11 protein-coding genes and 2 tRNA genes are annotated in these 13,833 nt (G+C 41.6%); 8 read left to right on the top strand and 5 right to left on the bottom strand.

The annotated features are described in order from the left end of the window. Positions 1–287 precede the first annotated feature (287 nt). The 3 genes from HMPREF9449_RS05610 (at position 288) to HMPREF9449_RS05600 (ending at position 1,338) form a co-directional block, all read left to right on the top strand. A complete protein-coding gene (locus HMPREF9449_RS05610; RefSeq protein WP_009136270.1) occupies positions 288–728 on the top strand; it encodes an Hsp20/alpha crystallin family protein in 441 nt (146 codons plus the stop codon). Positions 729–1,148: 420 nt separating this feature from the next. Continuing rightward, positions 1,149–1,221: transfer RNA gene (locus tag HMPREF9449_RS05605), tRNA-Gly, on the top strand. A 44-nt stretch (positions 1,222–1,265) separates the two neighbouring features. Further along, positions 1,266–1,338: transfer RNA gene (locus HMPREF9449_RS05600), tRNA-Gly, on the top strand. A 163-nt stretch (positions 1,339–1,501) separates the two neighbouring features. On the opposite strand, the gene HMPREF9449_RS05595 is transcribed toward HMPREF9449_RS05600, so the two are convergent. The 5 genes from HMPREF9449_RS05595 to HMPREF9449_RS05575 form a co-directional block, all read right to left on the bottom strand. After that, positions 1,502–2,704, bottom strand: coding sequence for a hypothetical protein (locus HMPREF9449_RS05595; protein ID WP_009136269.1), 1,203 nt, complete (start codon positions 2,702–2,704; stop codon positions 1,502–1,504). A 262-nt stretch (positions 2,705–2,966) separates the two neighbouring features. Then, a complete protein-coding gene (uvrB, locus tag HMPREF9449_RS05590; RefSeq protein ID WP_009136268.1) occupies positions 2,967–4,976 on the bottom strand; it encodes an excinuclease ABC subunit UvrB in 2,010 nt (669 codons plus the stop codon). A 1-nt stretch (position 4,977) separates the two neighbouring features. Next, positions 4,978–5,370 (bottom strand): response regulator, encoded by a 393-nt coding sequence (locus HMPREF9449_RS05585; RefSeq protein WP_009136267.1) that lies wholly within the window; start codon positions 5,368–5,370, stop codon positions 4,978–4,980. Between the two features lie 12 nt (positions 5,371–5,382). Beyond that, positions 5,383–5,754 carry a thioesterase family protein gene (locus HMPREF9449_RS05580; RefSeq protein WP_009136266.1) on the bottom strand — a complete coding sequence of 124 codons (372 nt, stop codon included), beginning with the start codon at positions 5,752–5,754 and terminating at the stop codon, positions 5,383–5,385. 27 nt (positions 5,755–5,781) lie between these two features. After that, entirely contained in the window at positions 5,782–7,359 is a 1,578-nt protein-coding gene (locus HMPREF9449_RS05575; RefSeq protein ID WP_009136265.1) for a peptide chain release factor 3, read from the bottom strand. A 465-nt stretch (positions 7,360–7,824) separates the two neighbouring features. Here HMPREF9449_RS05575 and nfo point away from each other — a divergent pair, with 465 nt between their 5' ends. From nfo to HMPREF9449_RS05550, 5 genes are all read left to right on the top strand, one after another. After that, positions 7,825–8,673 (top strand): deoxyribonuclease IV, encoded by an 849-nt coding sequence (gene nfo, locus HMPREF9449_RS05570; RefSeq protein ID WP_009136264.1) that lies wholly within the window; start codon positions 7,825–7,827, stop codon positions 8,671–8,673. Between the two features lie 32 nt (positions 8,674–8,705). Next, positions 8,706–9,200 carry a metallophosphoesterase family protein gene (locus tag HMPREF9449_RS05565; RefSeq protein ID WP_009136263.1) on the top strand — a complete coding sequence of 165 codons (495 nt, stop codon included), beginning with the start codon at positions 8,706–8,708 and terminating at the stop codon, positions 9,198–9,200. Positions 9,201–9,225: 25 nt separating this feature from the next. Continuing rightward, the gene (locus HMPREF9449_RS05560; RefSeq protein WP_009136262.1) at positions 9,226–10,809 is read left to right on the top strand and encodes a S41 family peptidase; all 1,584 of its coding nucleotides are present in this window, start codon (positions 9,226–9,228) and stop codon (positions 10,807–10,809) included. A gap of 986 nt (positions 10,810–11,795) precedes the next feature. Next, a complete protein-coding gene (locus HMPREF9449_RS05555) occupies positions 11,796–12,365 on the top strand; it encodes a DUF3575 domain-containing protein (protein WP_009136261.1) in 570 nt (189 codons plus the stop codon). 12 nt (positions 12,366–12,377) lie between these two features. Further along, positions 12,378–13,814: a DUF3868 domain-containing protein gene (locus tag HMPREF9449_RS05550; protein ID WP_009136260.1), complete on the top strand. Its 1,437-nt coding sequence runs from the start codon at positions 12,378–12,380 to the stop codon at positions 13,812–13,814. Positions 13,815–13,833: the final 19 nt, after the last annotated feature.

Raw genomic sequence — 13,833 nt, 5'->3', positions numbered from 1 at the left:
ATTAAATAAAAATTTTGATTCCTGAGAAACAGTCTTTTGTTTTCGGACATCTAAAATAGAAAATAAATGGGAGATAACCATCATTTAAAACTTAAACTTCCGGAAGTATTTTTTCTGTATAAGATAAATAGAGGGGTAAAGGCTGCTTAAAGAAAAAAGAAGATGCAGAGGGTTTTACTATTCATATTTTTATTTTGGATTATTTAATGAATGTTCTGAAACTGTCCTTTCAGATAGGCCGTAAAATCCTCTGAAATTTAGATGTATTACTATCAAATTATTCGATTATGAGCTTAGTCAAGAAAAATACTGAATTACGGCCTTTCTATTCCAGTTTATTGGATGAGTTTTTTAATACCGTAATGCCTTATCAGTCGACAGAAGAAAGAAGCGGGGTCCCGGCTTTAAATGTTAAAGAAGACGATCAGAACTTGATCTTAGATCTTCGGATTCCCGGCATGGATAAGGAAAATATAAAGTTAGAGTACAAGGATGGATTTCTGAACATATCAGGTGAGAGTAGGGAAGAGAAAGAAGAGGAGGGAGAAAAAGGAAAATATCTTCGGAGGGAATTTTCTTCCTATTCTTTTCACCGAACAATCGAACTACCGGAGGAGAAGTACAATGTAGCTGAAGCTGAGGCTTCCTACAAAGACGGAATTCTTGAGATTACAATGCCCAAGAATGCAGAGACGGAGAAATTGCAAAAAACAATTGAAGTGAAGTAGGTAGTTTGATTTTAGTGGTCGGTCGGTTTTGCAGAACCGGCCGATTTTTTTTATCTTTTATTTGGAAATTTACTCAAAAACGTGTTATATTTGCACCGCAACAAAGAAAACGTGTTGTTTTGAAATCATGCGAAAATAGCTCAGTTGGTAGAGCACGACCTTGCCCCAGAAATACAAATTTCCGACCTTGGCAAGGAGACGATTCTAAAACTGGCTATATTGAAATGCGAAAATAGCTCAGTTGGTAGAGCACGACCTTGCCCCAGAAATCCAAATTTCCGACCTTGGCAAGGAGACGATTCTAAAACTGGCTATATTGAAATGCGAAAATAGCTCAGTTGGTAGAGCACGACCTTGCCCCAGAAATCCAAATTTCCGACCTTGGCAAGGAGACGATTCTAAAACTGGCTATATTGAAATGCGAAAATAGCTCAGTTGGTAGAGCACGACCTTGCCAAGGTCGGGGTCGCGGGTTCGAGTCCCGTTTTTCGCTCAGAAACCAAATACCTTATTTGGTTTATTTTATTATACAAGTTTGCGATAATAGCTCAGTTGGTAGAGCGTTGGCTTCCCAAGCCGAAGGTCGCGGGTTCGAGTCCCGTTTATCGCTCAACTGAAAATCAAGGAGTTACAGATAAAAGTAACTCCTTTTTCTATGTCTTGTTTATTTTAATATACCCGTTTTTTGATAGTGGATAGAAAAATAATCTCCGGTTTGAGCCGGAGATTATTTTTCTATGATTTATTGAATATCCTTTATTTCGGTTCTTGTGTTATAGGCAGGAATCTCCGGCTCCTCCAGGGCAACTGTCTGCAGAATAAATGATACCGGTGTTATTGTCTTTGAATTCGGCCCAGATGACATGAATATCTTCCCAGGCGTATGGACCATCGGCTATCTTCCAGGTCAGGTTTCCGCTACCTCCGTTTATGGTTTGTAAAGTTTGCGTATAAAAATCATCCTGTTGATTGCCTTTGTGAATTCTGTAAACTATTTGTAAGGTATAGGAACCTTTCGGTTTTATATTATAACTGATGGTATAAATTTTAGAAAGGCTGGGTATCAGCATGAGATTATAATTGTTACCCATTGTTTCTGCAACAGTTTCTTCGTAATAAATTGTTTTATCGCCTTCCCGGTGATAGGGTCGAATGTAGTAAGTCGTTCCATTGCTTAGGATAGGATCTGTGGTATATGCTCCTAAGTAGGTTACAAAATTATCCTGGAGGAGGGTGCTGGCTTCTTCTCTGCAAATAATAGCATTATTTACAGTGGGATGAGGGGAGGTTCCTATGCAGAAACCGATGGAGGGAGGGAGGCCGGTGGTACTGTTTTTGGTAACTCCGACTACAATGCTGGGCCGGGGGTAGTAATTGTTAATCGAAGTAACCTTTGCTTTTAAGGCATTCGAATACTCTGTTGCTCCTTCGTTTGATCCTCCCTGATTTAAAAATCTGTCGATAGCTGCTTTATCGGGCAAGTCAGAAGAATCTATCATAAAATACCATTTAAGCCTACTGAAAACTTTCGTGATCAGCCCGTTATAAAGTGTGGTGTAATAATCTTTCCCTTCTGCATATCCCTGATTTGCGGAAGCAAAAATTAAATCCATTTGATAGCGATGCTCGGGTTCCCATTCCCTTTCGGAAGCGGAAATGTAATGAATCAGTAACTCCAGATAAGCGGTATTTTCACTGTGTTTGGTATAGCTATATGTGTCCCCGCCTAACATTTCTTTAGCATCGTAACAAAGCGCTTTGAGAACGCCGGTTTCCGATACATTAATCGACATCGCACGGTATAGTTTTCCTTCGTATTCGTAATAGAAATTTATACTATGGCCATTTAAAGAAGAAAGAGCCGTTTCCGGTGACGGAATAGGGGAATGCTCATCGCTTCCGCAGGCTCCCAAAATTGTACAACAATAAATAAAGAGGAGAAGTCTGATAAAATAAGAAAATAAATGTGGTTTCATACCTAGGTGATGTTAATATTGTAGTGTATAATTATTGGATGGCGTTATAAAAATCACAAACTTATTTTAAATCGGTCGCAATATTAGAAATAATAACTGGTAATTACAAAAAGTAACTTTTTAAAATTTATATTGTAAAAATTAGGAAAAGTTCGGAATTTTCGAGTATATAGAAGTTCAGATTTTATTTGATTAGGGGACCGTTGATCCCTTCGGAAAAGGGGTAAATCGTTTGCTGCTGGGCGGATTTAAGGGGATGGGTTTATTCTTTATTCGGATTGACCAGTTTTTCCAGTTTAAACATTTCGTCTCTCAGCCGGGCAGCTTCGATAAAGTCCAGTTCCTTAGCGGCTTTTTGCATGGCTGCCTTGGTTTTTTGGAGCATTTTTTCCAATTCCGGTTTGCTCATATAGGCTGTAACCGGATCGGCTACTGTAGAGATATGTTCTTCTTCTATATAAGCTTTGGCGGTTTGCGTCAATACAGAATCTGTCGATTTCCGGATTTGCCGGGGAGTAATATGATGATCTTCGTTATATTTCAATTGTTTCTCCCGACGATAGTTTGTTTCCTCTATGGTTTCCTGCATCGATCGGGTGATGCGATCGGCATACATGATGACTTTACCTTCTGTATTCCGGGCAGCTCGTCCGGCTGTTTGTACAAGGGAACGGGTGGAACGCAGAAATCCTTCTTTATCTGCATCGAGAATCGCCACCAGAGAAACCTCCGGGAGATCGAGGCCTTCCCTGAGCAAATTTACACCTACCAGTACGTCGATCACTCCTTTCCTGAGATTTTCTAAAATCTTTACCCTTTCCAGGGTATCGATATCGGAATGAATGTATTGACATTTTATACCAATTTGGTCGAAATATTCACTAAGTCGTTCGGCCATTTTTTTGGTTAACGTTGTCACTAAAGTTCTTTCCTGTTTTACAATCCGTTTTTGGATTTCGTTCACCAGGTGGTCAATTTGATTGAGACTGGGGACAACTTCTATAGAAGGGTCGGGTATGCCTGTCGGGCGGATAATTTGTTCGACGACAATGCCTCCGCTTTTTTCCAGTTCATAATCAGCGGGGGTCGCACTAATATAGATGGTTTGCCGGGTTTTATTTTCAAATTCCTCAAAAGTTAAAGGACGGTTATCGAAGGCTGCCGGCAAGCGGAATCCGTATTCAATCAAAGTTTGTTTGCGGGCATGATCACCTCCGTACATGGCTCGTATTTGAGGGACGGTTACGTGGGATTCGTCTATCACCATCAGGAAATCTTCTGGAAAATAATCCAGCAGACAAAACGGACGAACCCCGGCAGCCCTGCCATCAAAATAGCGGGAATAGTTTTCAATACCGGGACAATATCCCAGTTCCCGTATCATTTCCAGGTCGTAACGGACCCTTTCTTCCAAGCGTTTGGATTCAAGTAATTTCCCTATTTCTTTCAGATAAGCTACCTGTAAATGCATGTCTTTTTCAATTTCGATAATGGCATGAGCAACTGTAGCTTTATCGGTAACAAACAAATTAGCCGGATAAATATCCAGATCATCAAATTCTGCTATACTTCTGCCGCTTGTCGGATCGAAAGAATGGATGCGGTCGATTTCGTTATCCCAGAATTCAATGCGGTAGGCCAGTCCGTCGAATGTTTCTATAGCCGGGAAAATATCGACAGTCTCTCCTTTTGCCCGGAAACATCCTCGTTTAAATTCCAGTTCGTTATTGGCGTATAAAGCATCTACCAGGCGGCGGAGCAGCTGATTCCGGTTAATTTTCATACCTTTGGTCAGATGGATGACATTGGAACCAAAAGCCCGGGGGTCTGCCATACCGTAGAGGCAGGATACAGAAGAAACAACGATAATATCTTTACGGCCGGAGAGGAGTGAAGCTGTGGTGCGCAGCCTTAATTTATCAATTTCTTCATTAATGGCCAGGTCTTTTTCTATATAGGTATCTGTCGTCGGAAGATATGCTTCCGGTTGATAATAATCGTAATAAGAAACGAAATATTCTACAGCATTCTCGGGGAAAAAAGTTTTAAATTCTCCGTATAATTGTGCTGCCAAAGTTTTGTTGTGACTTAGAATGAGGGTCGGACGATTTATCCGGTTGATAACATTGGCAATCGTGAACGTTTTTCCGGAACCGGTAACTCCTTGTAATACCTGGGATTCGGTATTCCTAAGGACCCCTTGGCTCAGTTGCTCTATTGCCTCCGGCTGATCTCCGGTGGGTTGAAATTCTGAAGTCAGTTTAAACTGCATTTTATGAAAGATATTTACTGAGTGTTTCTATCAACATTTTTTGTCGGAGAGGTTTTAGTAAATAATCGTTACAACCTTCTGCGTTCATTTTATCCCGGTACATATCCCGGGCATGAGCTGTCTGGACAATGATAATCTTATCCGGAAAATTTTCTTTGATCAGACGAGTGGCTTCTATGCCGTCCATACCCGGCATACTGATGTCCATCAATATAGCAATTATCTGCGGATGTTGCTGGATCATTTCCAAAGCTTCCTGTCCATTTGTCGCCCGTAGAACCGATACCTTTGTCTTTCTCAAGAGGGCCGATAAAACCATGTAATTGCTGTCTACATCTTCTGCAACTAAGATCGTTTTACCTGACCAATCGGGTATAAAAAATTCTTTTTCCATAGAAAGGTTCGTTTAAAGTTTTGCCATAAACCGCTCCGGATCTATGATAAACCGATCGTGACGGGCTGAACCTATTTTGCCTTTTTCGTCCCATGCTTCTATTTCAAGACTAATTTTTCTCCCTTCAACCTGAGTAATTGTTGCTTGGCAAGAAATTTGCCTGCCTATAGCTGTTGCTTTTAGGTGCTGAACGTCGATTTCAATGCCGACAGTATCGGAACCTTTTTCCAGTTCACCTTCCAGGCATTTGACAGCGGTATTTTCCATCAATGCTACCATAGCCGGAGTGGCGAATACTTCCAGATGGCCTGATCCGTATACGGCTGCCGTGTCTTTTAGTTGCACTGTCATTTTTTGCGTAAAGGATTTTCCTACTTGTACCATGATTTTGTATTGTCTAATCGTTAATAATCAGAATTCTGAAGTAAAATGGAAAACCAGTTTTTTGTAATTTTCCTGCGCCATATGCAGCATATATTGAGAATCTGCTAAAAAGACATCCCGTCCTTGCTTATCTTTTGCCATATATTGGGCCTTGTGTTTTTTGAAATCGATTAATTCGTTATTGTCCAAAGCTTCAATCCAGCAGGCTTTATAAAGATTCAAACTTTCCCAGCGACAGGAAGCCCCGTATTCATGCAATAAGCGGTATTCGATCACTTCAAATTGAAGAGCTCCTACGGTACCGATTATTTTGCGTCCGTTAAACTGGTTGACAAACAACTGAGCCACTCCTTCGTCCATTAATTGGTCAATTCCTTTTGCCAGTTGTTTGGATTTCATGGGATCGGCATTTTCAATATATTTGAATAGTTCCGGAGAAAAACTGGGAATTCCTTTAAAATGTAATTTTTCCCCTTCGGTCAGCGTATCCCCTATCTTAAAAGTGCCGGTATCGTGTAAACCGATAATGTCTCCCGGATAAGCCTCGTCGATAATGGATTTTTTAGAAGCCATAAACGCTGTCGGAGTCGAAAATTTCAACATCTTTCCGTTTCGTACATGCAAATAATTGGTATTTCGTTTGAAAATTCCGGAACATACTTTGACGAAAGCGATACGATCCCGGTGATTTGGATCCATATTAGCATGGATTTTAAATACAAAACCGGTAAATTTATCTTCGTCTGCTTTTACGATTCGTTCTTCTGTCTCCCGGGGGAGAGGAGAAGGTGCGAGCTCGATAAAGCAATCCAGCAGTTCTTTGATCCCGAAGTTATTTAAAGCAGAGCCGAAAAATACAGGAGCCACTTCTGCATTCAGGTAATCATTTTGTTCCAGCGTAGGATATACCCCCTGGATCAGCTCCAGATTTTCGCAGAGCGTATGAGCATCCCGTTCTCCAATATGCCGGACCAGTTCGTCTGAGTTTAAATCTTGGATTTCGATACCTTCTGGCAGGGTTTGTCCTCCCGGGTTAAATAAATAGAGACCTCCGCGATAAATATTATAAACTCCTTTAAATGTGTCTCCGCTACCGATAGGCCAGCTAAGAGGATTGACATGAATTTGTAATTCCTTTTCAATTTCGTCTAAAAGATCAAAAGGATCATGAGCCGGCCTGTCGAGTTTGTTGATAAATACAATAACAGGCGTTTTACGCATCCGGCATACTTGCATGAGTTTTCTGGTTTGGGTTTCTACCCCTTTAGCAGCGTCAATGACAATGATCACACTGTCGCAGGCGGTAAGAGTACGGAAAGTATCTTCAGCAAAATCCTGGTGACCGGGTGTGTCGAGGATGTTGATTTTTATACCGTTATATTCAAATCCCATAACAGAAGTAGCAACCGAGATACCTCTTTGCCGTTCAATTTCCATAAAATCGGAGGTGGCCGTTTTTTTTATCTTATTGGATTTTACGGCTCCGGCTACGTGGATAGCCCCCCCGAACAATAATAATTTTTCAGTAAGGGTTGTTTTTCCGGCATCCGGATGACTGATAATCCCAAAAGTCCTTCTTCTGGCTATTTCTTCTTTATATCCCATAGGGTTAATGTTGATAGAATTAAATGTAGAGTATAATAATTCCCTGAATTTTATCGATTAAATGAGTGCAAAGATAACAAAAATCTCTCGAAACAACTAGTTTCCGTTTATAAGACTTTCAGAAGAGAGGAAGGTTTACAAGGATCAATTTTTAAGGGGAATTAAAAAAAACATTTTAAAGATTCTCGGATGTAAATTAAGTTTCTTATTTTTGAAAGGTATTGTATGTGGTAGTGTAGAAAATCGAAAAGGATATCCTTTTCCCGGCTAGCGTTTTTTCAGCTCGGGTTGCAATTGTGATTTGAAATGTTTTCTGTGGATTTGATATCCTTGTTTATTCAAATAACGTTAAAAGGAGAACCCAGATCTCTTCTGAAAGAGAAATAGTAGGCAGGGAGGACATGCTTACAAAGGGAAACAATCGTTATAAAAAATAGATTTAAAATTTACAAATTCTGGAATCATATGAAATATATAGGGGCTCACGCTCATATAAAGGGAGGTGTAGAAAATGCACCGGAAGAAGCTTATCGATGGGGGGCAAGTGCTTTTGCCATGTTTACAAAGAGCGAGAGGCAGTGGCGGGCTGCTCCTCTAAAACCCGAAAGTATAGAGAGATTTAAACAGCGTTGCCGGGAATATGGTTTTTCGCCTGCTCATATCTTACCGCATGACAGCTTTTTAATTAATTTGGGGCATCCGGAGCCCGATGGACTGAAGAAATCCCGGGAGGCTTTTTTAGATGAAATGAGACGTTGTGAACAGTTGGGGCTGGTTTTGTTGAATTTTCATCCGGGTAATAGCCTGAAAAAAATCGGCGAGGAAGCTTGCCTGGAGCGAATTGCAGAGTCGATTAACGAAACGTTGGAACAAACAAAAGGAGTATGTGCCGTGCTGGAAAATACGGCGGGACAAGGCTCAGACTTAGGATATAGATTCGAACATTTGGCTTATATTATAGAGCGAGTCGAGGATAAAAAACGAGTTGGGGTTTGTTTGGATACTTGTCATGCTTTTGCGGCTGGTTATGATATCCGTACCCCTTCCGGTTTTGAAGAGACGTTTGAGCATTTTGAGGAAGTGGTCGGTTTTCGTTATTTAAAAGGGATGCATTTAAATGATTCTAAAAAAGGATTAGGATCCCGGGTAGACCGACACGAGAGTATCGGAAAAGGAGAGCTGGGCTGGGAGACTTTCCGTAGGATTATGGAAGATAAAAGGTTTGACAATATTCCTTTGATCCTGGAGACACCTGATGAAACGGTATGGGAGGAGGATATAAAACTGTTGTGTCGTATGGCAGAAAAAGGATGACGGAATTCTTAGGACATTAAATTTATGGTGGAATGAAAATAGGATTGTTATCAGACACTCACGGATGGTTGGACCCAAAGTTATTGGATTTTTTTAAAAACTGTGATGAGGTGTGGCATTGCGGAGACATCGGCAGTATCGAAGTGGCTGATGAGTTGGGAAAACATTTTAATTTCAGGGCGGTATACGGAAACATCGATGGGGGGTTGGTACGACAAATTTATCCGGAAATTCAGTTGTTTAACTGTGAAGGGGTAAAAGTATTAATGACTCATATCGGAGGGTATCCCGGACGGTACGATTTCCGTATAAAAGCATTATTGGAGAAAGAAAGGCCTCAATTATTTGTTTGCGGACATTCTCACATACTGAAAGTTATGTATGATAAGAAATTAGACTGCCTGCATGTTAATCCGGGGGCAGCCGGGCGGTATGGCTTTCATCAAGTGAGAACGGCAATTCGTTTTGTCATCGAAAAGGAGTCCATTCGGGATTTGGAAGTTGTTGAATATGAAAAAAATAAATAAAAACGGGATATATAAATTAGTAGACATGAAGAAAATTATTATTTGGGGAATTTTATTGTTTGGAGTGTGTTGTACGGCAACAGCTCAATGGGATGAAGGACAGTTGAGGCGTCAGAGCATGAAATACCAGCGTTTGCTGGCATTGGTGAATGCATTTTATGTCGATTCTGTAAATTTAGAGAAATTAACGGAAGATGCTGTCGTAAAAGTGTTGTCCGATTTGGACCCTCATTCTGTATATATTTCCAGGGAAGAAGTAGAAGAAATGAATGAACCTCTGGAGGGAAGTTTTTTTGGAATCGGCATACAGTTTACAATTTATCAGGATACGTTGATGGTGGTTTCTGTGGTACCGGGAGGACCTTCCGAAAAGGTCGGATTATTACCTGGCGACCGGATTATTGAGGTAGAGGGAGAAAATATTGCAGGGGTGAAATTGACAAATTTGGATGTCCGCAAGCGCTTAAAAGGTGAGAAGGGGACATTGGTACGGATAAAAGTATTGCGGGACAATGAACCTTTGGAATTTGATATTATCCGGGATAAAATTCCATTGCATAGTATCGACGCAGCTTATATGCTGGATAAAACCACAGGATATATAAAGATATCCAGGTTTGCTGCCAACACGATTGAGGAATTTGAGGATGCTGTAAAGCAATTACAATCGGAAGGGATGCGGGATCTGGTTTTGGATTTACAGGCAAATGTCGGAGGTTATATGGGAGCTGCTATCGGAATCAGCGATCATATGCTGGGAAATAAAGAAATGATTGTCTATACGGAAGGACTGGCATCCCCGAGAAGGGAAGAATATGCTACTTCCGGAGGTTTACTGGAAAACGGGAGAGTCGTGCTTTTAATTGACGGAAATTCTGCTTCCGCCAGTGAAATTGTTGCCGGAGCGATACAAGATTGGGATAGGGGGCTGATTGTCGGTCGCCGTTCTTTTGGAAAAGGATTGGTGCAGCGGCAGTATCCGCTTACAGACGGTTCTATGATTCGGCTGACCATTGCTCATTATTATACTCCTTCGGGGCGTTGTATTCAGAAACCCTATAGTAAGGAGGAAGATTACCGGGAGGAGCTATATCACCGCTATGAAAGCGGAGAATTGCTGAATGCCGATAGTATTGTGGTAAACGATTCCCTGAAATATTATACCAAACTGAAAAAAAGGCCGGTATACGGAGGTGGTGGTATTATTCCGGATGTCTATGTACCTATTGATACCTCTATTAATTATTTGTATTTTAATCGTTTAAATGCTAAGAATGTCATAGGGGAATATGTGGTGGGATATATTGATCAAAACCGGGAAAAACTCAATAAAGAATATCCGACGTTTGAAAAGTTTTTGAAAAATTTTCAGGTGACAGATGCTATGGTAAATGAAATTGTGGCAAAAGGAGAAAAAGCCGGTATTCCAAAGGATGAAAAATTATTACCTCCGGTAGTTCCTTCTATAAAACTGACGGTAAAGGCTCTGATGGCCCGCGATATGTGGGAAATGAGCGAAATGTACCGGGTTTTTAACGAAGACAATAAGATTTTGCAGGCTGCTTTGGAAGCTTTACAAGACGGAACATATGAGAAAAAATTGAAATAGAAAACGTTCGTAAAGCCGGGTCGGAAGATGAAATACAGCCTTTTAAAATAGAAAATGTCCGTAAAATCAGAAGGAGAGGGAAGAAATAACTTTAAAATGAGAACTGTTCCTAAATTTAAAACGGGAAAGTAGAAAATAGGAATATTGTAAAATCGATGATTAAAAGAATCATCGGATCTTAATCGAAAATTCGGCCTTCTTTCATAGGGAAAATAAAATGTCTTTGTCGTGAGGAATAAACTTTCTAAAAGTTATTCGTTTTTCTGCATCCGGCATTTGTTTAAACATTATTTTCCTACTGAAAGAAGGTTTTTTATGCCTTTCCCGTAAAACTTTTCTTTACAAAAGATTAACAGGGTGTAAGCTGTTTGGGCTTCCGGAAAGTTCGGAGACGGAAGAAATGAATAATTGTTTTCCGGAAATAGCTAAAAGATAGGCTAATGTCAATATCCACTCCTTGCGTATCCATGGATAATTGGAGCGGAACGGTTTATTCCTAACTTACAGTCATACATGAGCCGGTTATTGGTAGAATTTGTTTCAAGTACGAAGATAGACAGACTTGTTTAATATAAAGCGTTAATTATCAGTAGACGCTTTCGAGCGATGGCTCTTTTGTCAATATCCGGCATTCGGAGTATCTGGCCGTCCGGCAATAATATAAAAAAGGAATTTATGTATAAAAGCCACGATCATCTCGTGGCTTTTATTGTTGGTTAAAACGTTGATTTTCCCCAACAAAGATAGAAAATTAAATGTTATTTGACAAATCGAAATCCTAAAATTTTGCTAACCAAATTATTATATATTCAATAAACTGTTAGTTATTAGAAATATAGATTGCTTTTTTCATATGATACAAAATAAGGAACGATTTTATCTAGGAGGCGTTAGGTAAGATCTGCGAGCAACCCTCAGAAATTCCCTTTTTATAGGAGATTTCAATAGACGTAAGTATATGTATTAAAAAACAAAACATATTACGGATGAAGAAAATTTTCATTATCGTGTTTCTGTCTTTGCTTTGTGGTAGGGCTTCGACTGCAATAGCACAGGTCGGCATCAAGACGAACCTGCTCGGATGGACGACGGCGAGTCCTAACCTGAGTTTGGAATGGGGCATTGGCAAAAAGGCCACGCTGAATATTTCCGGATCGTTCAACCCGTTCCGGTTCAGTGATGGCAAACAGAGGAAATACTGGCTCGTGCAACCGGAGTACCGCTATTGGTTCTGCGAGAAGTTCAACGGACACTTTCTCGGTTTTCATGTGCTCGGCGGTGAGTATAACCTGGCGAAGGTAAGAATGCCTTTCGGGCTTTACAAGGGTTTGCGCGACACTCGCTACCAGGGCTGGGGCATAGGGGGTGGTATCGCCTATGGTTATCAGTGGCTGCTGTCGAAACACTGGGGATTGGAGGCGACCATCGGTGTGGGATATATTTACAGTGAGTACGACCGTTTTCCCTGTACAAACTGCGGCAAGAAAATAGAGTCCGCTACCAAACACTATTTCGGTCCCACGAAAGCCGCTATCAGTTTAATTTACCTTCTCTAAACCGATTACGACATGAAAAAAAATATCTCTATTCTCATAGCTTGTCTGATGATGTGTTGTGTACCGGGCAAACTTTTGGCCCAGTGGGGAAACACGGGCGACGTGCAGGTTACGGAACAGTCGGTGCGCAAGGTGGACAGTTTATTACAGGTGGATCTTAAAATATGTTTGACGGACCTTAGCGTGAAATCGAATCTCGCGGTGGATATCATTCCGGTTCTGACCGGTGAAAACGGACAGAGCACCCTTCTCCCCAAATTACTCGTTACAGGACGTAACCGCCATATCGTTTTTCAGCGTATGCCCCGAAAGGAAGCTGGCGGTCTGTTCGAAGTGCGCCGTCGCAATAAAGAGGAACAATACGCCGATTACACAGCAAGTATTCCTTATGAGAAATGGATGGGACACTCGTCTCTTTCCGTGGTACTTGATCTTTGCGGTTGCGGCTGGGATGATCTGGGGAGCAAACAGATGGATCTTAGGAATATCGTCATCAACGATCCGGCGGACTATGTTCCCGTTCTGGCTTATATGGTTCCAGCCAAAGAGGTGAAAGTGCGCAGCAAATCAGGCGCTGCTTTTCTCGATTTTCCGGTCGATAAAATCAAAATCTACCCGAATTACCGCAACAATTCGCAGGAGTTGGCCAAAATACAGGCCACGATAGACTCTGTGCGTAACGACCAGTATGCAACGATCACCACGGTTGCGATTCGCGGCTACGCGTCGCCCGAAGGTTCGTACCGTCACAATGCTTATCTGGCCGAGCATCGTACTGAGGCATTGCTACAATACGTCCGCGACTTATACCACTTCAGCGACGCCGAGTTCACAGAGAGTTTCGAGCCTGAAGACTGGAAAGGACTGGAAAAGATGGTAAAGGCTTCCGGTATGCCTTATCGTGACGAAGTCTTGGCCGTGATTCGTGATGAGAGTATAACCGATCCCGACGTGCGCGACCGCCGATTGAAAGAGTTGCACGGTAGCCTGCCTTATCGTTATCTGCTTGATACATTCTATCCGGCCTTGCGCCGTTCTGAGTATGTGGTAACTTATACGATTCGTCCGTTCGCTACTGAAGAGGCCAAGGAAATTCTTTATACCGACCCGAAGCAGTTGAGTCTCGAAGAGATGTACCGCATCGCCGAAACTTACGAGCGGGGCAGTGAGGAGTTCAACGACGTGTTCGACATCGCCGTACGCATGTACCCGAACGACGCGGCTGCCAATCTCAATGCCGCCAATGCGGCACTGATACGCCGCGATACGATTGCTGCTCGTAGATACCTTGACCGAGTACCTGCCTGTGCTGAAAAATTGTTGGCGGAAGGTGCGTTGGCCTTGTATGAAGGCGATAGAGATACAGCAGTGGAACGCTTCGAAGAGGCGAAGGCCGCCGGAATGGCTGAGGCGGAAGCGAACCTCGAATTTATCCGCTATATTCCTTAGATTGAGAAAACTACAATAA

This window comes from Odoribacter laneus YIT 12061 (assembly GCF_000243215.1).
GTDB classification, from domain to species: domain Bacteria; phylum Bacteroidota; class Bacteroidia; order Bacteroidales; family Marinifilaceae; genus Culturomica; species Culturomica lanea.
This window is presented reverse-complemented; position numbering and strand designations above follow the sequence as displayed.